The sequence below is a fragment of the Solidesulfovibrio sp. DCME genome (assembly GCF_049995385.1).
Lineage (GTDB): Bacteria > Desulfobacterota > Desulfovibrionia > Desulfovibrionales > Desulfovibrionaceae > Solidesulfovibrio.
Window position 1 is genome coordinate 2,791,319 of sequence record NZ_CP188261.1, and the last position, 24,340, is coordinate 2,815,658.

The 24,340-nt window shown below is 65.1% G+C and carries 16 protein-coding genes, 1 tRNA gene and 1 other RNA gene; 9 read left to right on the top strand and 9 right to left on the bottom strand.

Annotation, left to right across the window (positions count from 1 at the left end; genetic code table 11):
• Positions 1-393 precede the first annotated feature (393 nt).
• Together ACP59X_RS12210 and ACP59X_RS12215 are read right to left on the bottom strand one after the other, a co-directional pair.
• Positions 394-3,594 (bottom strand): hypothetical protein, encoded by a 3,201-nt coding sequence (locus ACP59X_RS12210; RefSeq protein WP_428558621.1) that lies wholly within the window; start codon positions 3,592-3,594, stop codon positions 394-396.
• A gap of 680 nt (positions 3,595-4,274) precedes the next feature.
• A complete protein-coding gene (locus ACP59X_RS12215) occupies positions 4,275-4,541 on the bottom strand; it encodes a hypothetical protein (protein ID WP_428558623.1) in 267 nt (88 codons plus the stop codon).
• Positions 4,542-4,960: 419 nt separating this feature from the next.
• Here ACP59X_RS12215 and ACP59X_RS12220 point away from each other — a divergent pair, with 419 nt between their 5' ends.
• The 5 genes from ACP59X_RS12220 (at position 4,961) to ACP59X_RS12240 (ending at position 10,463) form a co-directional block, all read left to right on the top strand.
• Positions 4,961-6,796, top strand: coding sequence for an alkaline phosphatase family protein (locus tag ACP59X_RS12220; protein WP_428558625.1), 1,836 nt, complete (start codon positions 4,961-4,963; stop codon positions 6,794-6,796).
• A 70-nt stretch (positions 6,797-6,866) separates the two neighbouring features.
• Complete coding sequence (locus tag ACP59X_RS12225; RefSeq protein ID WP_428558627.1) at positions 6,867-7,355, top strand: MarR family winged helix-turn-helix transcriptional regulator; 489 nt, start codon at positions 6,867-6,869, stop codon at positions 7,353-7,355.
• A 123-nt stretch (positions 7,356-7,478) separates the two neighbouring features.
• On the top strand, positions 7,479-8,762 hold the full coding sequence (locus ACP59X_RS12230; RefSeq protein WP_428558629.1) for an MFS transporter: 1,284 nt from the start codon (positions 7,479-7,481) through the stop codon (positions 8,760-8,762).
• A gap of 12 nt (positions 8,763-8,774) precedes the next feature.
• Complete coding sequence (locus ACP59X_RS12235; protein ID WP_428558631.1) at positions 8,775-9,797, top strand: aldo/keto reductase; 1,023 nt, start codon at positions 8,775-8,777, stop codon at positions 9,795-9,797.
• 66 nt (positions 9,798-9,863) lie between these two features.
• Entirely contained in the window at positions 9,864-10,463 is a 600-nt protein-coding gene (locus ACP59X_RS12240) for a phosphoribosyltransferase (protein WP_428558634.1), read from the top strand.
• A gap of 285 nt (positions 10,464-10,748) precedes the next feature.
• Here the strand turns inward: ACP59X_RS12240 and ffs are convergent.
• The 7 genes from ffs to ACP59X_RS12275 all read right to left on the bottom strand — a co-directional run bounded on the left by ffs (position 10,749) and on the right by ACP59X_RS12275 (position 19,570).
• Positions 10,749-10,844: signal recognition particle sRNA small type (ffs, locus tag ACP59X_RS12245), an RNA gene on the bottom strand.
• 8 nt (positions 10,845-10,852) lie between these two features.
• Positions 10,853-10,942, bottom strand: a tRNA-Ser gene (locus tag ACP59X_RS12250).
• A 56-nt stretch (positions 10,943-10,998) separates the two neighbouring features.
• The gene (locus ACP59X_RS12255) at positions 10,999-11,892 is read right to left on the bottom strand and encodes a phosphoribosylaminoimidazolesuccinocarboxamide synthase (RefSeq protein WP_428558636.1); all 894 of its coding nucleotides are present in this window, start codon (positions 11,890-11,892) and stop codon (positions 10,999-11,001) included.
• A gap of 15 nt (positions 11,893-11,907) precedes the next feature.
• Positions 11,908-13,215 (bottom strand): histidinol dehydrogenase, encoded by a 1,308-nt coding sequence (gene hisD, locus ACP59X_RS12260; protein ID WP_428558638.1) that lies wholly within the window; start codon positions 13,213-13,215, stop codon positions 11,908-11,910.
• 91 nt (positions 13,216-13,306) lie between these two features.
• Positions 13,307-16,057, bottom strand: coding sequence for a CBS domain-containing protein (locus ACP59X_RS12265; protein WP_428558641.1), 2,751 nt, complete (start codon positions 16,055-16,057; stop codon positions 13,307-13,309).
• A gap of 15 nt (positions 16,058-16,072) precedes the next feature.
• Positions 16,073-17,029 (bottom strand): site-specific tyrosine recombinase XerD, encoded by a 957-nt coding sequence (gene xerD / locus ACP59X_RS12270; protein WP_428558643.1) that lies wholly within the window; start codon positions 17,027-17,029, stop codon positions 16,073-16,075.
• A gap of 813 nt (positions 17,030-17,842) precedes the next feature.
• Entirely contained in the window at positions 17,843-19,570 is a 1,728-nt protein-coding gene (locus ACP59X_RS12275; RefSeq protein WP_428558645.1) for a DUF389 domain-containing protein, read from the bottom strand.
• Positions 19,571-19,815: 245 nt separating this feature from the next.
• Between ACP59X_RS12275 and ACP59X_RS12280 the strand changes: the two genes are divergently transcribed.
• The 4 genes from ACP59X_RS12280 to ACP59X_RS12295 all read left to right on the top strand — a co-directional run bounded on the left by ACP59X_RS12280 (position 19,816) and on the right by ACP59X_RS12295 (position 24,309).
• Positions 19,816-20,985 (top strand): LL-diaminopimelate aminotransferase, encoded by a 1,170-nt coding sequence (locus tag ACP59X_RS12280; RefSeq protein WP_428558647.1) that lies wholly within the window; start codon positions 19,816-19,818, stop codon positions 20,983-20,985.
• Positions 20,985-21,494 (top strand): 2-amino-4-hydroxy-6-hydroxymethyldihydropteridine diphosphokinase, encoded by a 510-nt coding sequence (folK, locus tag ACP59X_RS12285; RefSeq protein ID WP_428558650.1) that lies wholly within the window; start codon positions 20,985-20,987, stop codon positions 21,492-21,494. The genes ACP59X_RS12280 and folK overlap by 1 nt, the downstream gene beginning before the upstream one ends.
• 31 nt (positions 21,495-21,525) lie before the next feature.
• Positions 21,526-21,846 carry a transcriptional regulator gene (locus tag ACP59X_RS12290; protein ID WP_428558653.1) on the top strand — a complete coding sequence of 107 codons (321 nt, stop codon included), beginning with the start codon at positions 21,526-21,528 and terminating at the stop codon, positions 21,844-21,846.
• 123 nt (positions 21,847-21,969) lie between these two features.
• Positions 21,970-24,309, top strand: coding sequence for a glycosyltransferase family 39 protein (locus ACP59X_RS12295; RefSeq protein ID WP_428558655.1), 2,340 nt, complete (start codon positions 21,970-21,972; stop codon positions 24,307-24,309).
• Positions 24,310-24,340: the final 31 nt, after the last annotated feature.

The window sequence follows — 24,340 nt, forward strand, 5'->3', positions numbered from 1 at the left end:
GAAAAGGCCAGGCAAAGGGCCGGCAACCAGGGAAGGAATCGTTTTGGAATCATGCACCGCATCTCAGCCTCGCGCCGCGACATCGAGGACGATCAACCAGTTAAGCGAAATCTGAAGCTTTCAAATAACACACTGATACGAAAATAATTTTCAAGATGGTAGGTTTCATGGCATCCGCACCGAGGATAACGAAAACATCTGGCTAGCACAATTCAAGCAGGCGTTTTCAGCAGGCCTTTTCGGTTCCGATTCGGCGCTGGCAGAAGATCAGGTCCATAGCGTTGTAAAGCTTGGCCATGAAGATCCTCCTCACCCATTAGAAATTTTCTAAATTGTATGAAGATTGCGGAGCATTGGCAATCGCGCCATATTATAGCAATACTGAAAGAAAATTTATTTTCCGGATGTTTTAACATCATAAACATGTATCGAGCTAAAACTCAAATTATAGCAAAGTTTGTAATATTCAGATGGAATACTAATTAAACCACGAAAGCGAACAGTGGTATTGTCACAACTAAAGCTTTCATCTTCTTGGAAAAACGGATTAATTTCAATGTCTGAGTAATCGACATAAATAGTATTACCTTTCTCGTCAAGTTCCATACATGTATAGTTTTTGTTGTATTGAAAAGAAACATCATTCGGGTGAAATCCTCCATTTGTCAAATCGACAAAGACCCAGTAACTACTCATCGATCCAGAATATTCAAAACCATGTGAAACATACCGCATACCATGCTTCTCTTTTATTGTGAAATCGGTAGTATTGATTGGTATAAACTTTACTCCAGCTCTTTCTGCAAGAGTAACCTCAAGTGTAAGGTCTCCAGAATAACTGTTGATATCTTCGCCGCTAATGCGAATAAAACAATTAATGTAATTTACATAGCCAAAGGTTGCGTCATCCTCTTTTATCACGAGTCCGTTGTTGTCTTTCAGTTTTATGAAATACCACAACTTGTTTGTGTCGCATTGACCATTGTATTGAGTCCTAACGTCAAAACAGTGGTTGTCTTTATCGGATGTTTTGTATGGCAAACATAAAGAACCTAAACCTTCAAAGCCGTTGTTAATGTCTCCAGTATAATAAACTTTCGTAGGCTGAAAATCTGACAAATTGAAACAACTGGGTTGGTCGATCCGGATGTCCCCTGCCCCGACGCTCAGGTCGCCAACCGTGCACACGACGCTGTAAACGCCATTGGCGCCTTGCAGGAAGCTGTAGGGCAGGGTGAAGGAGGCTGAGTTGCTTCCGACGACAATATCGGATGCCGGGACCGTATAGGCCGCTTGTCCGGAAGCGTTGTTAAGGACGATGCTCAATTGCTGTTGAGTATTAAAATAATCAAAATAAGCTTCAAAACCCTGGCCAGCGATGGTCACGTTCACGTCGCCCGTTGGCTCCGCAATCAAATTCGGCTCGATAGAAACGCTGCTAAGCCACTGTGCCTCCCACTCGGTTGATGCTGCAGAATCGGCGATGACCCCCAACAAGGTGGTCATGAAGACAAAAGTAGTCGAAACATTGTATGCATCGTAACACGCGTGCAAGGCAGCAAGCACGGGGAAGGTCCTCATGCCGAGCCGTGCCAGGACTTGCGGGGAGAGATAGGCGCTCAGGCATCGGTAAAGGGCCGATTCCTTCTCGACGAGTTGCCGGTTGACGATGATCATCATGTTCCGCAGGGCGGACGTGTAGTCGTCGGCGCGGATGGCGCCAATCAAGTCCCCCAGGAGCGGCCACAGTTCGTTGGCCAACTCCAGAATGGGTCCCTTGTTGGCTTTGGAAATTTTCACGCCCAGAAGCTTCGACACAAGCTCCAGCAGGCCGTAGTCGAGGACCGTGGCGCACAGCAGCCGGTTGGCGACCGCCGCGTCCAGGGGATCGCCGCCGATGCTGGTCATAAAACCGGGCGTTCCGATCTGGATGTGGGAGTTGATGGATTGCGGCACGGTGAAGGTGTGTTTTTTTTCGTGATCGCCCCACAAAAAGTCCCACAGGCCGGTATACGGCGGCTCGATCATGTCCTCGTCGACAAGCGAGTCGATATGGTCCTGTACGACATTGCCGTCCGCTAAGCTGGATATCTTCGCGCTCAGGTAAAACATGGTCTTGTTGTTAACAGCGATGTTCCCGGACTGGTTGAGAACTTCGTAGCGACCTTGCGCATCACCCTTGACCAACTTGACGTTGTTCGCCGAGCTCGACAAGGCGGCGTTCTTGGCGATCCCCTTCTTGACCATGTTGGCGGCCTTGGCCGCCACGTTGTACGTGGCGTCCATGTGGGATTTGGCAGCGAGAAAGGCCTGCCTGACGGCGTCGCTGTAGGCTCGCGAAATGGAGTCGTAGCTTCTCCATTCGAAGAAACGGATGTCGTTCTCCAGTTCGGCCTGGATAGTCGCGACCAAGGTCTTGAATTCGGCCATGGAGGAAAGGTCCCCGAGCAGTTGCTTGATCTGGGTCGGGGACAGATAGTCGTCCGCGGACAGGGCGGTAACGAGGATCGCGCCAGCGGTGGAGGACGCGTCCAAGACAACCCGGTCTTCTCCCGGGAAGGCCAGGGCCTGATAGACGCTGGCGTCCCCGCGCCCGTCGCCGGCGGGGAGATAGGCGTAAAGCCGCTGGATTTCGCCGGCGTCCCGGGAGTAGTCGAAACAGCCCCTGGAATTGACGGCGATCTGGTCGGCGACGTTGTCGCTGACCAGAAGACGCCGCTTGTCGCCAAGGGACCTGGGCGCGGCGCCGATGACCCCCATGCCGCAGGGAGAGGAAACCATGGCCGGGAAAAACAACAACACGTCCTCGGTTTTCACCGAAAAAACATAGGTCTTGGTGGTGATGTTGCCTGCCGCATCCATGCTTCGAATGACCAAGCTGTGTGGCCCTTCGGCTAATCCGGAGAGGACGAAGGTCGACCCCACAGCCACGTCCGTGGCCGCTCCGCCGTCTAGGACGTAGGTCACGGAGTGGACATCGGCACCGCCGACCTGGACGGTTATGGCGTTCGCGCTGGTCGCGCCTGTTGAGACGCCGCTGACCAGGGTCTCGGGCGGGGTCGTGTCTACGGTCCAACCCGCACTCGTTGGCGCCGAGGCGTCCTGGCAAACACCATTGCCACAGCCAAGGACAGCAATGGTATGCGCACCATCGGGCAAAGGCGCGGGCAACGGAATCGCCTGAGCCACGGGCAGTTCGGCGCTCCAGGCCCCGTTGTCAAGCTTCCATGTGTAGGTCGTCACTCCCTCTCCGCCCACGGTCAATGTGGCGCTGGCCTGGTTCGTGGGCGAGGTTGGCAGACCGGTGATGGTTGCGGTGGGTGTTGCGGACTGCCCCTTCTGGATACGGTGGTTTTCTCTATCCGAGAGAGAGATGTTTCCAGAGGCGTTAACTGCGACATAATGTGGTGAAGAAAAGGCTGCATAAGCGAATTGTGTCGAATGCCCTGGGGCAAAACGGCTAACAAGCAAAGCCGTATCGGCCTGAACCGGGAGCGCCTGGGCCATGAGCAAACCAGCCAGAACAGACAACGCTAACATGCTACGAGCTATAAGCAAAAAAAGTATATTAAAACAAGCGAACAATAAAAACATTTACAACGCTCCTTTGACATAGATGCAGCGAAAATATGTATAAAAGCAGCAAATGCGAAGAGATACATGAGGCAAGCACAATTAGAAAGCACGTCACAAAGGTAGCCAAAGAAAAATAAATCATATTAGAGCGTTAAATCTATATAATAATATTACTCGACTGGCGGTTTACTTGCAACAAGTATTTGGGCTCCGCTTCAAACTAAACAGTTATGATGTTATTTTCGTGAAATTGCCCTGGATTTACAGATGATGAATGATCTGAGACTGCTGGTAATCCCCCCGAAAAAGGTTGTTCTGAAAAGTAGAATTTTCTCGTCTCCTCCGACTTTCCATTTAGCCCCACTCTAGCCCCACCTTGCGGCGGGCCATACCCGTCCCCCCGCGCCCCCCGTCAATGTGACGCGCCGACCAGTTGTCACCAATCAGCGCCTGACCGCCCCAATGGCCGCGGGTCCTTCCCTGGCCCCGGCATAACCCCCATGGGCTTCTGTGGTGATCTCCACGGCCAGCTCCCGCCACAAACGCAAAACAAAGGGGCTGCCCCATAAAGGCAACCCCAGACAACCCGTTGGAACGGCAAGATGCGCCGCCGCTCGAAGCCGGCGGCGGCCTCCGGCGCGTCCCGGCCAGGCCAGGTGCTGGCCCGCCGGACGACCGGGGATGATTGCATGTCGCCGCTATTTGTCCCAGCCGGATTCCTTGTCGCAAGCCGCCATCTCGGCCGGATGCTTCTTTTCCCACTGCGTGATGGACAAGGTCTCGTTGTCGTCCATCTTGTTGTTCATGCACGTACAGTATTTGGTGATCACCTCGATGGAGACCTTGGCGTCCTTGTTGTCACTGATGCACTTGGCTACCCATTTCGCATCGTCGGATCCGGCAAATGACGTACCGGAAATAGCCAAAGAAAGAACTAAGCCTAAAGCGCAGAAAAAGAATTTCATTGTGCCGCTCCGTTGGTTTTTGTTGTTCGGGGAAATAATACCACACGCCACATTGTTATACTGCACCACAAGTGGCTCGCTCGTCAATTATCTTTTTTGTTTGGTTTTGTTTCAATCTTGATATTATATTTACTTTTTCTTCGTCTAACTATCTGCCTGATGATGTGTAAAAAAAACATGTTACAGACACTCTTGTCCAAATCGTATCGGGACAGACGCTGTTGTGCGCGTGTGCGGCGACAACCAACTTCCGCAGCGTTTCGTACGATTCGCCGCCTGCCCGGGACACGACGTTGGCAGTCCCAACGCTGCCCTGGCCAGAGCCCGAGCCGCTCTGGGCAGACAAATTTTTTTACGTTACCTATGAACCAGGACGTCGTCTCCCCCAATGATACCGTAACCCGATGGACCGTTTTCCCATGGCGCTTCCCCGCACATTCCGCAAAGCGATCGTCGTCGGCATCGACGGCTTGGACCCGGGCCTTTGTCGCGCCTTGATGGCAAGCGGGCGGCTTCCCCATCTGGCCAGGCTGGCGGACAGGGGCGTGTTCGGCCAGCTGCTCACGGCCAATCCGGCCCAGAGCCCGGTGGCCTGGACCTGCCTGGCCACCGGCACCAATCCCGGCCGCCATGGCGTCTTCGACTTCATCGTGCGCGACCCGGGCACCTACCTGCCGCGCCTGTCCCTGACCCGCCCGGGCAAGGGCGGCCTTCCCGGCCCGGCCTATGACACGCCCACCTTCTTCGACGTGGCCGCCCGGGCCGGGCTGCCCGTGACGGCCGTGCGCTGGCCCGTGACCTACCCGCCGGCCTTCGCCGGGGCCAGGGTCCTGGCCGGCCTTGGCGCGCCGGACATCAAGGGGCGGCTGGGCAACTATGTCGTGTATGCCGAGCAGCCGGCCCGGGACGGTGGGCGCGGCAAGGCCGTTGCCGTGCGCCTTGAGGACGGCCGGGCCGTGACGGCCGTGGAGGGCCCCTTGACCGTGGTCGCGGGCAAGCGCACGCCGGCCCTGGCCTCCCTGGTCCTGACCCGGGACGGCGGCCGGCTGGGCTATGCCCTGGGCGGCGTCACCGGAAACCTCGGCCCCGGGGAATGGTCGCCCTATGTGCGCCTGGCCTTCGACCTGGGCCAGGGCAAGGTTGTTTCCGGACTGACCCGGTTTTTCCTGGAAAGCCTGGAGCCGTTGTCCCTGTACTGCGGCCCGGTCCAGGTCGACCCCGAGGCGCCGTCCCTGCCCATCGCCTCGCCGCTGGGCTTCGCCGGGGAACTGGCCGCCGGCCTGGGCGGCCCCTACAGCACCCTGGGCATGCCCGAGGAAACCAAGGGGCTCACCGACGGCGTGGTCACGGACGAGGCCTTTCTGTCGTTTTGCCACGACGTCACCGTCGAGCGGGAAAAGATGCTGGCCCATGAACTGGGCCGGTTCCGGGAAGGGCTGCTTGCGGTCGTCTTCGACACCTCGGACCGCATCCAGCACTGCTTCTGGCGCCTGCACGACCCCGCGCACCCGCTCTACGACCCGGCCGCGGCCAAGCGGCTGGGGCCGGTCATCGAAGACCACCTGGCGCGCATGGATGCCGTGGTCGGGCTGGCCATGGAGGCGGCCGGCCAGGACACGGCCCTGTTCGTGTGTTCCGACCACGGCTTTTGTTCCTACACCCGCTCCGTGCACCTCAACGCCTGGCTGGCCCAGGCCGGCTACCTGGCCGTGCGCCCCCACGACCCGGCCGATCCCGGCGAGCTTTTCAAGCATGTGGACTGGTCGCGCACCCAGGCCTACGCCCTGGGCTTCGGCTCCATCTACCTTAATAGGGCCGGGCGGGAACCCCAGGGGATCGTACCGGCCGGGGCGCCGGCCCGGGAACTGGCCGACGCCATCGCCGCCCGCCTGGCGGCCCAAACCGACGACGGCCGGCCGGCCGTGGCCGCCGTGTACCGCGCGAGCGCGCTGTACGCCGGGGAACGCCTGGGCGAGGCCCCGGACCTGGTGGTCGGCTTGCGCCCGCCGTACCGGCTGGCCTGGGCCTCGGTCATCGGCGGCACCGGTTCGGAAATTTTCGCGGACAACAGGCAGAAGTGGTCCGGTGACCACTGCGTCGACGCCTCCTTTGTTCCGGGCACACTTTTTGCTGATATCCCTTACGCAGTGCCCGACCAGGGGGTGGCCCAGACGCGGCTCGCGGCCACGGTGTGCGCTGCCCTCGGCCTTTCGCCGCAACCGGGAATGGACGAGGCATTGTCACGGATATTTTAGCCGTCGTGTCTTGACCACGGGCCAACGAGCCTTATAGTTTCTAAAACTAACTGTTTGAAAGGGTACAGCCATGGCCGACACACTGGATGCGTGCGCCCGCGAACTCCTGGAGGTCATGCCGCTGGTCATGCAGGACCTGCGGCGGACCATGCGCAGCCACAGCTCCCCGGACCTGCGCGTTCCCGAACTGCGAAGCCTGGCCTTCCTGCGGCACAACCCCGGCTCGAACCTCACCGATCTGGCCGAATACATTGGCGTATCCCTGCCGTCCATGTCCAAGCTCGTGGACGCGCTGGCCTTTCGGAGTTTCATCGACCGCCAGCCCGACCCCGGGGATCGTCGACGCGTGCGGCTTTTTCTGACCGAGGACGGGGCGGCCGTGCTGGCCAAGGCCAGGGAGGCGGTGCAGTCCGCCTTCGCCACCAAGCTGGCTCGCCTGCGGCCGGAAGACATCGTCACGGTCACGGCCAGCCTGGGGCTGTTGCGCGATCTGTTCGTGTTTGTCCCGGCCGCTGCCGCGGCCCAGGCGAACGTCGTACCGGAGCCGCTCGAAGCCTAGAGGCGCGTTGCCGATACCAACGCGGCTCCCGCGCGCAGGGGCAAAACCCTCCCACAGGTCGGCCCCTGCCCGACACGGGGCCGAACGCGCCTTTGTGGCGTCTGTAGAAGGATATGTTGCGTCATGGAGCACCATGGGCCGCAAGGCTCGACTCTTGGAAACGGCCCGCAGGCGCGCCGTTCCTATTCCCTGCTTGTCCGTTCGTTTCGCCACCGCAATTTCCGGCTTTTTTTCGCCGGCCAGTTCATCTCCCTCGTCGGCACCTGGATGCAGTCCGTGGCCGTGTCCTGGCTGGTCTACCGGCTCACGGGCTCGTCCCTGGCCCTGGGCGCCGTGGGCTTCGTCACCCATCTGCCGGTCTTCGTGCTGGGCCTTTGGGGCGGCTGCCTGGCCGACCGCCGCGACAAGCGCTGGCTGCTGGTGACCACGCAGGTCGCGGCCATGCTGCAAGCCTTCGCCCTGGCCGCCCTGACGCTCAGCGGCGCGGCCACGGTCTGGCTGGTCGGCGCCCTGGCCATGGTCCTTGGCGTGGTCAACGCCGTGGACATGCCCACCCGCCAGGCTTTTGTCGTGGAGATGGTGGGCAAGGAGGACCTGCACAACGCCATCGCGCTCAATTCCTCCATGTTCAACAGCGCCCGGGTCCTGGGGCCGGCCCTGGCCGGCCTGCTGGTGGCCGCCGTTGGCGAGGGGGTCTGCTTCCTGCTCAACGCCATAAGCTACCTGGCCGTCATCGCGAGCCTTTTGTGCATGCGCCTGCCGCCCGCCACGGGATGCCGGGCCGAGGAGCCCATGGGCGCCCATATTTTCGAAGGCCTGCGCCATGCCTGGCAGGACAGGGCCATGCGCGGCATCCTGGCCTCGCTGTGCCTGGCCAGCCTTTTCGGTGCCTCGTTCATGATCCTGTTGCCGGTCATGACCGACGCCGTGCTGGGCCACGGCGCGCAGGGGCTGGGCTTTCTCACCGCGGCCGCGGGCGTGGGCAGCGTGGTCGCCGCCCTGACCCTGGCCGTGCGGCCGCAAAGCCGGGGGCTTGGCCGGATACGGGTGCTGGCCGGGATGGGCTTCGGGGCGACCCTGACCGCCTTCGCCTTGTCCCGGGCCTTTTGGCTGTCCTTGTGCCTGTCCCCGGTGCTGGGATTTTTCCTGATCCTGTTTTTCGCCGCTGCCAACACCTCGTTGCAGCTGCGCAGCCCCGACGCCTTGCGGGGGCGGGTCATGGCGCTGTATGCGATCACCCTGGTCGGCATGGCGCCGTTCGGTTCGCTTCTGGCCGGCGGCCTGGCGAGCCTGATCGGCGCGCCGGCGACCCTGGCCGTGTGCGGTGCCGTGTGCGGCCTGGGCGTGGGGGTATTGGCCGCAACCCTTCCCGCGGGCGACATCCCACCGTCGGCCCGCGCCTCCTGAAGGAGAGCCCGCATGCGTCTTGTGCCCTTGGGATCGACCGGCATCATGGTCTCGGCCGTCGGCTTCGGCGGCATTCCCATCATCCGCCTGGATTTTGACGAGGCGCAAACCGTGTTGCGCCACGCCGTGGACAGGGGGATCACCTTTTTCGACACCGCCAACCGCTACGTGGACAGCGAAGAGAAGATGGGCCGGGCCTTTGCCGGCCTGCGCCACAAGGTGGTCATCGCCACCAAGACCGGCCAGCGCACGGCCAAGGCGGCCATGGAAGAGCTGGAACTGAGCCTTGCGCGCCTTAAAACCGACTCTATCGACCTCTACCAGCCCCACCAGGTGTCCAAGCCCGAGGAGTTCGAGGCGCTGTTCGCCCCGGGCGGGGTCATGGACGCCCTGGAGGCCGCCCGGGACCAGGGCAAGATCCGCCATGTCGGCGTCACTTCCCACAGCCTGCCCATGGCCCGCAAACTCGTGGCCACCGGGCGTTTCGCCACCGTTCAGTTCCCCTATAACATCGTCGAGACCGAGGCGGCCGAGGCCCTTTTCCCCGAGGCCAGGGCGGCCGGCCTGGGGATTTTGGTCATGAAGCCCTTTGCCGGCGGCATGCTCGACGACGGCGGGCTGGCCCTGCGCTTCCTGCGCCGGGACCCGGGCCTGCTGGTGCTGCCCGGCTGCGACACGCCGCAGCAGGTGGACCTGGCCGTGGACGTCTTTGCCGCCGAGGCGGACTGGACCGAGGCCGACGAGGCCAAGGCGCAAGCCTACCGCGACGAACTCGGTTCGCGCTTTTGCCGGCGCTGCGAATACTGCCAGCCCTGCCCGCAAGGCGTGAGCATCACCTACGCCATGATGTACAAGGTGGTGGCCAGGCGCATGTCCCCGGCCAAAGCGGTCCAGTTCGCCGCGACGACCATGGAGTCGGTGCGAAACTGCGTCGACTGCGGCGAATGCGCCACGCGCTGCCCGTACAACCTGCCGATTCCGGAGATGCTGCGCGAGCACCTCGACCTGTACGACAGCCACAAGGCCGCCCAGTGACCACGGGCCGGGAAGGGGGCCTCTGCCCGCCTTCCCGGCCCCAACGCCAAGACCGGGAGAAAGGCCATGCCCCTGGAAAAACGCCTGTGCCGGGCGCTGTGGCAAGCCGGCGCCGTGACCGTCTCGCAACAGCCCGTCACCCTCAAGTCGGGCCGGCAAAGCCACGTCTACGTGTCGCTGCGCCATTTCCTGTGCGCCCCGGACGGCCTGCGCCTGTGCGGCGACCTGTTCGGGCGCCATCTCGGGGAGGCGGCCGTCACCGTGGCCGCGGCGGCCAGCCTGCTGTCGCCGGTCCTGGCCGGGGCCTTTGCCGCGCGCTTCGGCCTGCCGCTGCTCCTTTTCCGGCCCGACGAGACGGAAAAGGGCCTGGCCGGCCGGGTCTTCGGCCAGGTTTCCTCCCTGCCCACGATCCTCCTCGACGACGTGCTGACCTCCGGCGGCACGGCCCTGGCCGCCGCCCGGGCCTATGGCGAGCACGGGGCCGGGGAGGTTTCGCTTTTCGTCTTCGTGGACAAGCGGCCGCGATCGCGCCGGGCGGATTTCCCCCTGCCCGTGGCCGCGCCGCTGACCCTTGAGGCGTTGCTGCGCCACGGCATCGAGGCCGGCTACCTGACCGGGGAGGCCGTGGCCCTGGCCGGCACGGAGCTGGAGTACCTGAAACGGTAGGGAGAGGGGTGGGGGGAGATGGGGGGAAGCCTCCGGCGGCCAAGGGACCCCCTCCAGGGACACTCGGGGATCGCGCCCAGGTGGCAGCGACGCTGTGCCTTTGGTCCTGCGAGGCCGCGCACCGGTGAGGCGCCCGGACATGAAGCGGCGGCGGAAGTCAGGCGTGGGCGTTGTGTCAGCGGCGACGACGGACGGCGGGAAAGCCCCCGGGCGGGCAAGCCGGCGCCGGGCGGCGGCAGGCGCCAGGACCGGCCGGGCATAAAAAAAGCGCGAGTTGCCTCGCGCTTTCAAGGGAAGCCGGGCACCCGGCTCCAACCGTTACCGCTGCTTCCTTTCGGACCTGACGGGGTTGGCGGCGAAACCGCCGTCCGACTTCCCCAAAATCTTGCTGGCGGAGAGGGAGGGATTTGAACCCTCGGTACCCGTCAAGGTACATACGATTTCCAATCGTACTCCTTCGGCCGCTCGGACACCTCTCCGCAAGAGCTCGTCTACCTATCCCAAGCTCTTGGACCTGGCAAGCAAAATCCGCCGGTCAGGACAATTTTTTCCCGGTGAGCACTTCGTAGGCCGCCAGGTATTTCTCCCGGGTCTTGGCCACGACCTCCTCGGGCAGGCGCGGCGCCGGCGGCTGCTTGGCAAACCCGACCGAGGTCAGCCAGTCGCGCAGGTACTGCTTGTCGAAGCTCGGCTGGACATGCCCTGGAGCGTAGCCGGCGGCCGGCCAGAAGCGCGAGGAATCCGGGGTGAGCACCTCGTCGATGAGCATGAGGCCGTCGTCGGTCAGGCCGAACTCGAATTTCGTGTCGGCGATGACGATGCCGCGCGACCGGGCGTAGTCCCGGGCCTTGGCGTACATGGCGAGGCTTACCGCCTCGACCTTGTCGCACAGCTCCTTGCCGATGAGGTCCTTGGCTTTTGCCAGGCTGATGTTCTCGTCGTGGGCGCCGAGCTCGGCCTTGGTCGAGGGGGTAAACAGCGGCTCGGGCAGGATGTCGGCCTCGACCAGGCCGGCCGGCAGGACATGGCCGCAGACCGTCCCCGTGGCCTTGTAGTCCGCAAGCCCCGAGCCGGTGATGAAGCCGCGCACGATGCACTCGATGGGCAGCGGCTTGCCCTTTTTGGCCACAACAGCCCGGCCGGCCAGCATCCCGGCGTAGGGCGCCAGGCCGGCCGGGAAGTCGGCCACGTCCGTGGCCAGCAAATGGTTGGGGATCATGTCCTTGAACATGTCCATCCAAAAGAGTGTGATCTGGTTGAGGATCACGCCCTTTTGGGGAATGGGGTCGGGCATGATCACGTCATAGGCCGAGATGCGGTCGGTGGTGACGATTAATAGGCTCTGCGGGGACAGCTCGTAGATGTCGCGGACCTTGCCGCGCGAGCGCAGGGGATAGGCCTTGATATCGGTTTCGGTCACGGCGGTCATGGTCGGGTCCTTTTCCTAGGATTTGAGCCGGCATTCCACGCTGCGGGCGTGGGCTTCCAGGTTTTCGAGCCGGGCCAGGCGGGCGATTTTCGCGCCGTGGGCGGTCACATAGCCCGGCGCGGCGGCAATGAGGCTGGTTTTCTTGGTGAAGGTGCTCACGGACAGGGCCGAGGAGAACCGGGCCGTGCCCATGGTTGGCAGCACGTGGTTGGGGCCGGCGAAATAATCGCCCACCGGCTCCGGGCAGTGGTGGCCCAGAAACACCGCGCCGGCATGGCGCACCTTGCCGACCACGCCCCAGGGATCGGCCAGGCACAGCTCGAAATGCTCCGGGGCGATGGCGTTTATGAGGTCCATGCCGACCTCGAGGTCCGGCACGGACACCAGGGCGCCGAATTTGCCGAGCGCGGCGGCGGCGATCTCGTTGCGCGGCAGGTCGGCCAACTGGCGGGCCAGGGCCCGGCAGACCTCCTGCAGGAGCGCCGCGTCGGTGGAGACGCAGATGGCCGCGGCCATGGGGTCGTGCTCGGCCTGGGACAGCATGTCGGCGGCCAGCCACTCGGGGTTAGCGCTGGCGTCGGCCAGGATGGCGATCTCGCTGGGGCCGGCGATCATGTCGATGCCGACCTTGCCGATGAGCAGCCGCTTGGCCGTGGTCACGTAGATGTTGCCCGGCCCGGCGATGACGTCCACGGGCTTGATGGAGGCCGTGCCGTAGGCCAGGGCGGCCACGGCCCAGGCGCTACCCACGCGGTGGATTTCGTCGATGCCGCAGATGGCGGCGGCGGCCAGGATATAGGGATTGAGGGTGCCGTCGGCGCGCGGCGGGGAGACGGCCACGATGCGCGGCACGCCGGCCACCTGCGCCGGGATGGCGTTCATGAGCAGGCTGGAAATAAGCGGCGTTTCGCCGCCGCGCCCGCCGGGCACGTAGCAGCCGGCCGCGTCCACCGGGCTGACGATCTGGCCGAGCATGGTGCCGTCGGCCGCCGGCATCCACCAGGACCGTTCCTTCTGGGCGGCGTGGAAGGCGCGGATGTTGTCCGCCGCCTCGGCGATGATGGCCGCGTCGGAGGCGGGAATGGCGGCCAGGCCCTTGGCGATGTCCTCGGGCGCGACCCGGATGCAGGCGGCGTCGAAGGTGGCGCAGTCGAAGCGGCTGGTGAATTCCACCAGGGCCTCGTCGCCGCGCTTCGCCACGTCGGCCAGGATGCGGGCGACTTTTTCGGCCGCATCGCCGGCGGCCTCTTCGCGGCTGTCGAGCAAGGCGCGGACAGGCCCGAAATCCTCCGGGCCTTTGACCGTGAAACTGGGGCAGGGCATACGGAATATCCTTTGGAAGGCAAGGTCCAGGGTAATGTGTGAAAGCGATCGAGCCTAGCGTCAAGCCGGGCAAATGTCGAGGCCGGCCGGCTCAGTCCGTTGCCTCGGGGTCGTGTTCCGCTTGGGGCAGGGCGCAACGCTCGCCGCCGCTCGTGCGGGCCAGCAGGGAGGCGATGGAACGCCCGGCCGCCAGTCGCCGGACCAGTTCCAGCTGTTCGGACCGGCAGGGGGCATGGCCGTCGATGACCGCCGCCGTGACCTGTTTCAGGATGTCGGTGTAGCGCGGCCCGGGCTCGATGCCGAGCTTTTTGAGGTCGTTGCCAGTGATCTCCACCCGCTTGGCCCGCAGGCCCGTGAGGAAGAGAGAGACGTACTTCTGGAGCGGCTCCCGGGGATTGCGGGCCATGAGGAACAGAGCGCCTTCGATGGGCAGGTCCTCGAGCAGGAAATAGAGTTCCGACAGGGGGCCCTTGTGGTACTCCCAGTTGAAAAGCCCTTGGGCCGTGTCGCGGATCATCTCGCGCAGCCGGGCGATGTCCTCGGCCGTGCGCTTGGAGAAGTTGAGGCGCTTGCCCACGGCCCCGAACTGCTGGGCATCCATGCCCGAGCACAGGGCCAGGAAATAGACCAGCCAGGTGCGCGGCGCCGGCTCGATGTAGAGCAGCCGGTACCAGTTGATGACGTTTTCCACCTCCATGAGCACGCCCTCCCGGGCCGGGGTCAGGGCCAACAGCGGATGGACGGCGGGAAGGAGCTTGTATTCCTGCATGCGGCGCAGGCAGGACAGTGGCGTTTTCTCCTCCAGGATCAGGCGCAGCTCGTGGAAGACCCGGGCGCCGGAGAGCTTGTGGAAGAAGTTGTGGCGCACGGCGTTTTTGATCAGCCGGTCGGTCTGGCCGCCGATGCGGAAGCCGAAGCGCTCGCTGAAGCGGATGGCCCGCACGATGCGCGTGGGGTCCTCGACGAAGCTCAAGGAATGCAGCACGCGCAGCACGCGCTCCTTGATGTCGCGCTGGGCGCCGAAGAAATCCACCAGTTCGCCGAAGCGCTCCGGCGAGAGGTGCACGGCCAGGGCGTTGACCGTGAAATCCCGGCGGTAGAGGTCCATCTTGATGGAGGACAGCTCCACCGTGGGCAGGGCGGCCGGGTATTCGTAGTATTCGAGCCGGGCCGTGGCCACGTCCACGCGCTGGCCGTCGGGCAACACCACCACGGCGGTCTTGAACTTCGGGTGGGACTTGAACCGGCCGCCCATCTCCCGGACCATGGCCGCGGCAAAGGCGATGCCGTCGCCCTCGACCACCAGGTCCACGTCGAAATTGGGGTGCTTGAGCAGCACGTCGCGCACGAACCCGCCCACCACGTAGACGCCGTAGCCCAGGCTCTGGCCCAGGTTGCCGGCCTTTTTCAGGAGTTCAAGTATTTCTTTAGGGAGTCGTTCGCGCAGCAGGCCGGCGATGTTGCGGTCGCGCTTGCGCTCGGGCAGCAGCGACTCCGGGATGCGGGCCGGCTCCTTGACGAGCGTGTTGACTAGGTCCGTGCGGGTGACCACGCCGGAAAGCCGGCCGTTTTCCACCACCGGCACCAGGCGCTGGCGCCGGCCCAGGATGATCTCCATGACCGGGTAGAGGTCAGTCTCCGGCGCGACCACGGCCGGGTCGCGGATCATGTATTCCGAGACCGGCACGTCGCCCAGGCCGTGGTTGATGGCCTTGTCCATGATGTCGTGCTCGATGACGCCCACGCAGCGACGGTTGCCCTTGCCGACGATGACCGGCAGGGCTTTTAAGCCGTAGCGGGTCATGATCTCCTCGGCCCGGCGCATGGAGGCGGTTTCCTCGATGGACACGGCCGGCTTGCTCATGAGCTGGCGCACCAGGATCTGCGGATTGACCTGGGAATAGAGCAGGCCGAAAAGCTCCTCGCGCACTTGCGTGAGCGTGCGGTTTTTGATCGAGGCCGAGGCGGCGTAGGGGTGGCCGCCGCCGCCGAGGGAGGCGCAGATCCTGCCCACGTCCACGTCCGGGGTGCGCGATCGGGCGACCAGGTGCACCCGGTCGTTCATGAGCCCGATGGCAAACAGCACGCGCAGGTTTTCCATGTCCAGGAACTTGTGCACGAGCAGGGCGAAATCGCCCACATACTGGTCGCTGGTGGCCTCGGCGATGACCACCTCCACGCCGTTGACGTCGTGGGTCTGGGCCGACTCGATGAGCTGGCTCATGATGGTGATCTGTTCCGAGGACAGCTCCCGGGTCATGAGGTCGGCGATGACCCCCACGTCCATGCCCCGGCCGCGCAGCCAGGCGGCGGCGGCCAGGTCGTGCTCGGTGGTGGAGGCGAAGGTGAACGAGCCCGTGTCCTCGTAGATGCCAAGGCCCAGGATGGTGGCTTCGTCCGTGGTGAGCGCCAGGCCCTCGGCCATGATGCGCTCCATGAGGATGGCCGTGGTGGAGCCCCAGGGCTTGACCTGGCTGACCGTGGCGGCGACGTCCTCGTCGGTGTCGGGGTGGTGGTCGTAGCAGTGGATGGTTAGGCCCGGGTTGGCAAAGACCGGCTCGATATGGGGCACGCGGGAGCGCTGGCGGGTGTCGACCAAAACGAGCGTGTGGACGCTTTGCGGGTCGATATCCTTGAAATTCTTGAAGTTGAACAAATAGGTCGCGCTTTGGATGAAGAAATGCCGGAGGTTTTTCTCCTGGCTGCCCGGGAAGATCAGGGTGGCGCCGGGATAGAGCTTGCCGGCGGCGATGATGGCGGCCAGGCAGTCGAAGTCGGCGTTGGCATGGCCGGTGATGATGATCGGGGCCTGTTGCAAGGCTGGCTTGGGCGGAAAACTCATAGATAAAGCTTCACTTTAACTTTGCCTTGGTTCGTCCGATCCGGTCCCGCCCGCCGGCCCGGACCGGGGATGGTGGGCGCGGTGCACGGCCAAAAGCCGCCCGGCCTGGACATGGGTGTAGATTTCCGTGGCGCTGATGTCGGCGTGGCCCAGGAGCATCTGGACCGTGCGCAGGTCGGCCCCGCCTTCCAGCAGATGGGTGGCGAAGGAATGGCGCAAGCTGTGGGGCGAAATGCGCTGGGGCACGCCCGCGGCCAGGGCGTAGTGCTTGATGTCCTTCCAGACCGTCTGGCGGCTGAGGCCCTTACCCGAGCGGTTGAGGAACAGGAACTGTTCCCGGGGATGGAAGGCGCCGCGCACCGTGGCGATATAGGTGGACAGAAACTCCCGGGCCAGGTCGTGGATGGGGGTGAGGCGTTCCTTGGCGCCCTTGCCGAAGACGCGCAAAAGCCCGGCCTGGGCGTCGAAATCGCCGAGGGTCAGGCCCACCAGCTCCGAGACGCGCAGCCCGGCGGCGTAGAGCAGCTCCAGCATGGTCCGGTCGCGGTAGCCCTTGGGTTTGGCGGTATCCGGGGCGGCCAGCAGCCGCGCGACGTCCTCGCGCGAAAGCACGTCCGGCAGCAGGCGCGGCAGCTTGGGGTTTTCAATCAGCGCCGCCGGGGAGCCGGGCAGCCAGGCCTCGTCCGCGGCAAAGGCGAAGAACCCGCGCAGGGCCGACAGGTGCCTGGCCAGGGACCGGCTGGCCAGGCCCCGGGCGCGCAGGTGCATCAGATAGAGGAACAGCGTGTCATCGGTAACGCTTTCCAGGCGGCCGTCATGGCTGTTTAAAAATATTAAAAAACTTGTGATATCAGTTGAATAGGCGTCGAGAGAATGCTCGGAAAGCCCCTTGGCCACGATCAGGTGCTCCAGGTAGCGGTCCACCCAGGGGTGAGTAGGGGGCGAGGCGGGGAGGTCTTTTTCGGTGCTCATGGCCGGTCTGGCCCGGACAGTGACACGATTTCGGACGGGCTTCAATGGCGCGCCTTGGTGGTTTCGGGCAAAAGGCCCTTGCAACTTCGAACCCGGCGTGGAACCTACAAGGCATATCCGATCCCCGGAGGCGGCCCATGCGAGTCCCACCCGTTTTCGCGCTTGCCCCATGGTTTTGCCTGCTCCTGGCCATGGCCCTGGGGGGGTGCCAGAAAGCCGTGCATGGTCCCGGCCTGGGCGATGTCGCCTATACCAAACGGCAGACCCTGGTCCTTGCCGCGCCCGATGCCGCCTCGCGGACCCTGGTTTCCGTGGGCGTCAACGTCGAGGTGGCGGTCTCGGCCAGGCGGGACGGGTTTTCCAAGGTGGCCATCGACGACGGCCGCATCGTCGGCTGGGTGGAAAGCGACAGCCTCTCCCCGACGCCGGTACGCGAAAGCGTGGCCAAGCCCCGCCGGGCCACGCCCGCCCCGCACGCCAAACCGGCCGTGACGCCCGAAGCGCAGGCCCTGCCCCAGCCTGCGGCCGCGACGCCCGAAGCCCCGGCCCAGCCTGCGGCCGCGACGCCCGAAGCCCCGGCCCAGCCGGCCGGCCCCGGCCGCCGAGGCCGCAGCCACGGCCCCGGCGGCCGGGGCCGTACGCCCCGCCGCGACGGCTCCCGACACGGACCGTCCCAAGCCCCAAGGGGACAATGCCTCGCCGGTCAAGGCCGGGCAGATCGGGCCGGAGGCCTTCGACCCGTTCTGATGGCCGCCCCGACGGTGCGGTGTTTGCCGATCGTGCGCAGCCACCAGCCCCGGAGGCGTCATCGTGTTAACGGCCGCCCGACGGTGCGGTGTTTGCAGTCTCTCCGGCCTCGGGCCGCTGGGGGAGCTTTTCTTCCGTTTCCCGGTTTTCGAGAATGCGGCGGCGGGTGTATTCCTCCACAGGCATCGCCTCCGCATCCGTCACCATGAGCCCCACCCTGGACCGGGCGGCGAGGACGACATCCTTGCCCGTGGCGGCCGCGGCCGCGGCCTCGGCCGCCTTGACCTCCTGGGACGTGATCACCCGCGCGCCGGTGATGTCGACCCGGGCCTGGTAGCGCTCGCCCGCGCGCACCACGTCCAGGGCGGTCACGTACACCAACGGCAGGGCCTCCAGCGTGCGGCGCACGGCCTCGGCCACGGCATCGGCCTCGGGATCGTCGGGGCCGAAATGGGCCTTGCCGTAGAGGATGCGGCCGTCGGACGCGATGTCCTCGGGCAGCAGGCACCTGGCCAAAAGGCGCAGGTTCGCCACCCCGAGGCGGTCGCGCAGCATCCCTTCGGCCTCGCGGATCTCCACGGGCAGCAGGGGCCGCGCCGTCTGCACCGTGGCCATGACCACGGGGTCGTTGCCGAGCTTGACGAGGTTGACGTCGAGCAGCAGCATCTGCGGCCTGTCGGCCAGCATCTCCCGCAGGCATTGCTCGGCCTGTTGCAAGTGCCTGACGTCATCGGAAACCTTGTCGGTGAAAAGCCCGCCGTCGAGGCGGGCAACAGCCACCAGGCCGCCGCCGCCGGGAGGGTAGATGTCCTTGGTCAGCAGGCTGCGGGCGCCCAGGCGGACTTTTTTGCCGATGCGCCTGGAAACGGCCTCTTCCATGTCCGCCACCAGCCGGGGGTCCAGGGAGCGCGGCGAACGGACGGCGACAAGGACATCCACGCTGTCGCCGAGGTCCTTGCGCTGGAGGCTGACCAGGGTGGCCGCCGGCTCGGCGCGCAGGGCCTGTTCCACGGCGGCCTTGACTTGATCGTGCTGGCGATGGTCCCGCAAAATGGCGGTCAGGCTGTGGGTCAGGTAGGCCGAGACCAGCAGGAAGCCCAGGATGGTCAGCGCCATGTTGCCGGCCACGCGACGGGAGTTCCCCGCGGCGTCGGCGTGCCGGGTGAGGCCGGCGACCAGGAAGGTCATGGCGGACACCAGCAGGATGGCCACGAAGTTGGCGAAAAAGAGCAAAAACGCGCCGCTGGCCGCCGCGGTGGAACCATGGGCCAGGCACAGGCCGCAGGTGGCCAGGGGCGGGACGATGGCCGTGGCGATGGCCACGCCGGGCAGGGCCGGGCTGATGCGGTCGTCGATCATGGCCAGCGTGCCGGCGAACCCGGCGAAGACCGCCACCAGCAGATCGAGCAGGGTGGGTTCGGTGCGGGCCAGCATCTCCGGGGTGATCTCGGTCATCACCGGCAGCAGGCCGAACAGCGCCCCGAAGGCCACGGCCAGGGCCATGCCCGAGACCTCGGCCTGGGCCGCCTTGCCGAGCAGGTGCGCGTCGCCGCGAATCATGCCCAGGGCCAGGCCGAAAATGGGCGACATCAGCGGCGAGACCAGCATGGCCCCGATGATGACCGCCGGGCTGTTGGCCACCAGGCCAAGGCTGGCGATCAGCGACGCCGTGGCGATCAAGGCATAGAAACCGATGGCCGGCGTCGAGCCCTGGGCAATGTCGGCCGCAACACGTTCGGCCTTTTCGTTCGCAATACGAAAACGTCGCAGACGCGCGGAAAAAGTGCCATCCATGGAGCGTGCTCCCGCAGCAAAAGGGGTCGACGCCGGGGGACGCAGGCGTTTGGGGAAGCCGTCGCGGTCCCGGACCGGCTCCGGATCGCGGGCGTATTTTCCATACCCCAGAGTAGCGGTCGGGGGAAAGGGATTTGCCTGTTGCCGGCAACGAAGCGCGACAGCGGCTTGACAGGGGCTTTTTGTCTTTCTTAAGTGTGTGCCCTTCGCCTCGCGCGACCCCATACGCCCGCAAAGGAGCCCCCATGACCGCATTCCCCATGGCCGACCGCCTGGCCGCGCTGCCGCCGTACCTTTTCGCCGAGATCGACCGGGTCAAGGCCGAGGTCCGGGCCCGTGGCGTGGACATCATTTCCCTTGGCATCGGCGACCCGGACATGCCCACCCCGGATTTCATCGTCGAGGCCCTGTGCGAAGCGGCCAAGAAGCCGGCCAACCACCAATATCCGGACTACGTCGGCCTGCTGGCCTTCCGCGCGGCCGTGGCCGACTGGTACAAGGCCCGCTTCGGCGTCTCCCTCGACCCGGCCAGCGAAGTGGTGAGCCTGATCGGTTCCAAGGAAGGCATCGCCCATTTCCCCCTGGCCTACGTCAACCCCGGCGACCTGGTGCTGGTGTGCCCGCCCAACTATCCGGTCTACCCCGTGGCCACGGGCTTTTGCGGCGGCGAAGTCAAGACCCTGCCGCTGCTCGAGCAAAACGACTTCCTGCCCGACCTCGACGCCGTGACCGACGCCGAATGGGCCCGGGCCAAGATGATCTTCGTCAACTACCCCAACAACCCCACCGCGGCCACGGCCCCGCGTTCCTTCTACGAAAAGCTCGTGGCCAAGGCCCGGGAAACAAACACCATCGTCGTTTCGGACGCGGCCTACACCGAGATGTACTACGATCCGTCCGACAAGCCGCTGTCGATCCTGGAGATCGAAGGGGCGCGCGACGTGGCCATCGAGTTCCATTCCCTGTCCAAGACCTACAACATGACCGGCTGGCGCATCGGCATGGCTGTCGGCAACGCCGGCCTGGTCAAGGGACTGGGCAAGATCAAGGAAAACGTCGATTCGGGCATCTTCCAGGCCGTGCAGGAGGCCGGCATCGCCGCCCTGCGGCACGGCGAGCCCCATGCCGCCAAGTTCCGGGACGTCTACAAGGAACGCCGCGACGTGGCCGTGGCCGCCCTGGCCAAGATGGGCATTGCCTGCCGCACGCCCAAAGCCTCCTTCTATCTGTGGTGCAAGGTGCCGGCCGGCCAGACCTCGGCCGCCTTCGTCACCCGGGTGCTCCAGGAAACGGGCGTGGTGGTCACCCCGGGCAACGGCTTCGGCGCGCCCGGGGAAGGCTATTTCCGCATCGCCATGACCGTGCCCGTGGCCCGCCTGGAAGAGGCGCTTTCCCGCATCGCCGGCAAACTGTAATGATTACGGCCTACCTGGGCCTGGGGTCCAACCTCGGGGACCGGGAAGCCCATCTCGCCGCCGCCCGGGAGCGCCTGGCCGCGCTTCCGGGGGCGACCCTTGCCGCCGGGAGCCCGGTCTACGCCACCGAGCCCTGGGGGGATGCCGACCAGCCGGGCTTTCGCAACCAGGTCGTGGCCCTGGAACTGGACGACAGCTGGTCGGCGCGCCGGCTGCTGGCGGCCTTGCAGGCCATCGAGGCGGCCCTTGGCCGGGTGCGCGACCCCGGCCGGCGTTTCGGCCCCCGCACCATCGACCTGGACATCCTACTTTTCGGCGGGCAGCGCCTTAACGAGCCGGATCTGGTCGTGCCGCACCCGCGCCTGCGCCAGCGCGCCTTCGTCCTGGTGCCCCTGGCCGATCTGGCCCCGGATCTCCCCATCCCGGACGGGCAGGGGGGCGGCGTGGCCGAGGCCCTGGCGAAAATCCCTTTCAAAATCTCCGGAAATAGCCTATGGAGCGGGGATTGACCGGCTCTGGAAAGGGCCTCCAAGGAGCGTTATGTACCGCTGGCTCATACTGATCGTGGCCGCTTTCGTGCTGTACAAGCTGTTCATGGGCGACCGGGGCCGCAAGAAGGACCAGGAAGCCGAATCGAAAAAGCGCATGGCCGCCACCGGCGAAATGGTCAAGGACCCCATCTGCGGCACCTACGTGCCGGCCGATGCCGATATCCGGGCCCGCGACGGCGACAAGGTCTACGCCTTTTGCAGCTACGAATGCCGTGACGCCTTCGTCAAGCGCCTGGAAGCCGTGCGCACCCAGCAGCAGTCCGTGACCCAGGCCAAGGAAGGCGAGCACGTCGGCAACGGCCAAGCCTAGGCCTTTCGCCCCACGGCGACACGGCATGGCCGCGCGTTCCCGCCCGAGGTTTCGGCGCGGCAGTGTGGCTGCCGTTGTCGGCCGGCGGCTAGGCCCGGCCTGTTAACCGCCTCGTTTCCCTCCATGCCCCAGCCGTCCTTCCCGCACTCCGTCCCCTCCCGGGAGGCCCGTCCCTGGCCCTGGCGGTTGGCCCTGGCCTGCGTCCTGGCCCTGGCCGCCTGGCCCCGGTTCTATCATTTGGAAACCCCGTCCATGTGGTGGGACGAGATCCTCGTGCCGCTGACGGCCCGGTTTCCGGCCGCCTACATCATCGACTTCGCGCGGCACTGCGAGATGCACCCGCCGCTGTACCACTTTTTGATCAAGCTGGTGGAAGCGGCCGGGCTGTCCGATTTCGCCCTGCGCCTGCCCTCGGCCCTGTGCGGGCTGGCGGCGGTCTATGCCCTGTACCGGGTGGGCACGGCCCTCTACGGCCGGGGAGTGGGCCTGGTGGCGGCCGCCTTCCTGGCCGGCAGCGCCATGCAGGTCTGGCATGTCCGCCAGGTGCGGCCCTATGCCCTCCTGACGCTGCTGTTCGTCTTTTCCCTGTACTTCCTGCTGCGCTTCCTGCGCGAGGGCCGCGCCCGCGACCTCTGGGCCCTTTTGGGTGTCAACGCGCCGCTTTTTTTGCTGCACTATTTCACCTTCCAGATCGTCTTCGCCGAGGGGCTCGTGCTGCTGGCCAACTGGCGGCCGGGCGGGAAGGGCGTTTCCCTGCGCCAAATCCTTCTCTTCGCCGCCGGCACCCTGGCCGTGGCCGTGCCGGTGCTGCTCTATTTCTTCCTGCCCAGCCAAACGACCCTGTCGATTTTCGGTTTCAAGGCCGGGTACGAGGACATCGGCCGGCTCATCGCCCAATACGCGGCCATGGTCCTGTGGAGCCACGACGACCTGGCCATGCGGCTTGGCATGGGCGCCTGGGTCCTTTGCGGCGCCGTGGCCCTGGCCCGGCGCGCTCCGCGCGAGCTGGCCGCCTGCCTGCTGCTGGTCGTGGTGCCGGCGTTGATCCTTTTTTTGATGCGCAAGACCGCCTATTTCTCGCCCCGCCATTTCCTCTACATGACCGTGCCGGCGGCCCTCGTGGCCGGCCAGGCGGCCCGCCTGCTGCCGCGGCCCGGCCTGGCCCTGCCCCTGGCCGTGGCCCTGGCCGCCATCGGCAGCCTGGGGGTTTCGTGGGGCCATCCCGAAGCCTACTTCGAGGAAACCAGCTACCGCCATCCGGTCTTCGTCACCAACTTCAAGCCCATGGCCCGGGAGCTGTCCTGGCGGCTGCGCCCCGGCCGGGTCATCGCCGCCTCGGACCCGGGGGCGGTCAATGCCGTGTCCTGGTACCTCGACCGGTTCACCGCCCAAAACCCCTTCCGCCACCAGCGCCTGGAAGCCGGGGCCGGGGATTTCGACCTGCTGTTTTTCGCGCCGTACAAGATCTGGGGCCACCTCGGCGCAACCGAGGAAGCCTTCGCCGCCGCCGTGGGCCCCATCGCCAAGGCCGAACCGGTCCTCAACGCCATGCTCTATACGCTGCCCGTTAGGCGCGAGCCGGCCCCGGTGGTCGCGGCCGTGCCGTTTCACCTGCGCCGCCGGACGGCCTTTCCCGAGTTCTACCGGCAGGTGGCCGCCTTCAACGACGTCACCATCAACCCCTACTGGGGCGGCGAGGCCCTGGCCACGCGAAACGACAGCCCGGCCAGCCTCGAATACGCCCTGGACAACACCGCCGGCCAGGCGCCCCAACTGCTGCAATGGGTCTTCGAGTACAGAAACGAAGGCCGCGACAGCACCATGGCCTTTGCCCTGGCCTTTGACGACGAGGCGCCGCTGCCGCTTTTCACCTCCACCGGCCCGGACCCGGACACCGCGCGCACGGTCACCGTGCGGCGCGACCGCCCCTACAAGCGCCTGCGCCTGATCGTGACCACGGTCTGCGCGCCCTATACGGCCCGCTACCCGGGCGGCAACCTGGAGACCGCCGCCTTTCGGGGGTTCGACCTGGAAATCGCGCCCACGGGCCATTTCGATTCGCCGGGACTGGACGTCACCGAATCGGGCCTGGGCACCATCGAGCACAACGCGGCCAACCTCTGGCGGTGGGGCCTTGGGCCGAAAACCTCCCTGGCCTTCGAACTGCCCGAGGACGGGCGGTATGTGCTCGAATGCGATTTCGCCAACGTCATCCCCGGCCAGGCCGTGACCATCGCCGCCAACGGCCGGGAACTGGCCAAAATCACCGATCTGCCGGCCGACGCCGTCAAAAGCCTGCGCCTGCCCGTGGAAGGGCGCCGGGGCCGCAATACCGTGACCCTGGAGTACGCCGACTGGAACCAGGGCAAGACGTCGTTTGCGCCGACCGACCTGCGGACCATGGCCCTGTTTTTGCGTCGGCTGCGCCTCGTGCCCCAGGCCCCGGCGGACGCCCCGCGCTAGAGCCAGGCCCCTTGAAAATACGTCCGTATTT

Coding starts and splice junctions, on each gene's coding strand:
- ACP59X_RS12210 (WP_428558621.1), bottom strand. CDS start 3,594: ATGTTTTTATTGTTCGCTTGTTTTAATATACTTTTTTTGCTTATAGCT.
- ACP59X_RS12215 (WP_428558623.1), bottom strand. CDS start 4,541: ATGAAATTCTTTTTCTGCGCTTTAGGCTTAGTTCTTTCTTTGGCTATT.
- ACP59X_RS12220 (WP_428558625.1), top strand. CDS start 4,961: ATGGCGCTTCCCCGCACATTCCGCAAAGCGATCGTCGTCGGCATCGAC.
- ACP59X_RS12225 (WP_428558627.1), top strand. CDS start 6,867: ATGGCCGACACACTGGATGCGTGCGCCCGCGAACTCCTGGAGGTCATG.
- ACP59X_RS12230 (WP_428558629.1), top strand. CDS start 7,479: ATGGAGCACCATGGGCCGCAAGGCTCGACTCTTGGAAACGGCCCGCAG.
- ACP59X_RS12235 (WP_428558631.1), top strand. CDS start 8,775: ATGCGTCTTGTGCCCTTGGGATCGACCGGCATCATGGTCTCGGCCGTC.
- ACP59X_RS12240 (WP_428558634.1), top strand. CDS start 9,864: ATGCCCCTGGAAAAACGCCTGTGCCGGGCGCTGTGGCAAGCCGGCGCC.
- ACP59X_RS12255 (WP_428558636.1), bottom strand. CDS start 11,892: ATGACCGCCGTGACCGAAACCGATATCAAGGCCTATCCCCTGCGCTCG.
- hisD (WP_428558638.1), bottom strand. CDS start 13,215: ATGCCCTGCCCCAGTTTCACGGTCAAAGGCCCGGAGGATTTCGGGCCT.
- ACP59X_RS12265 (WP_428558641.1), bottom strand. CDS start 16,057: ATGAGTTTTCCGCCCAAGCCAGCCTTGCAACAGGCCCCGATCATCATC.
- xerD (WP_428558643.1), bottom strand. CDS start 17,029: ATGAGCACCGAAAAAGACCTCCCCGCCTCGCCCCCTACTCACCCCTGG.
- ACP59X_RS12275 (WP_428558645.1), bottom strand. CDS start 19,570: ATGGATGGCACTTTTTCCGCGCGTCTGCGACGTTTTCGTATTGCGAAC.
- ACP59X_RS12280 (WP_428558647.1), top strand. CDS start 19,816: ATGACCGCATTCCCCATGGCCGACCGCCTGGCCGCGCTGCCGCCGTAC.
- folK (WP_428558650.1), top strand. CDS start 20,985: ATGATTACGGCCTACCTGGGCCTGGGGTCCAACCTCGGGGACCGGGAA.
- ACP59X_RS12290 (WP_428558653.1), top strand. CDS start 21,526: ATGTACCGCTGGCTCATACTGATCGTGGCCGCTTTCGTGCTGTACAAG.
- ACP59X_RS12295 (WP_428558655.1), top strand. CDS start 21,970: ATGCCCCAGCCGTCCTTCCCGCACTCCGTCCCCTCCCGGGAGGCCCGT.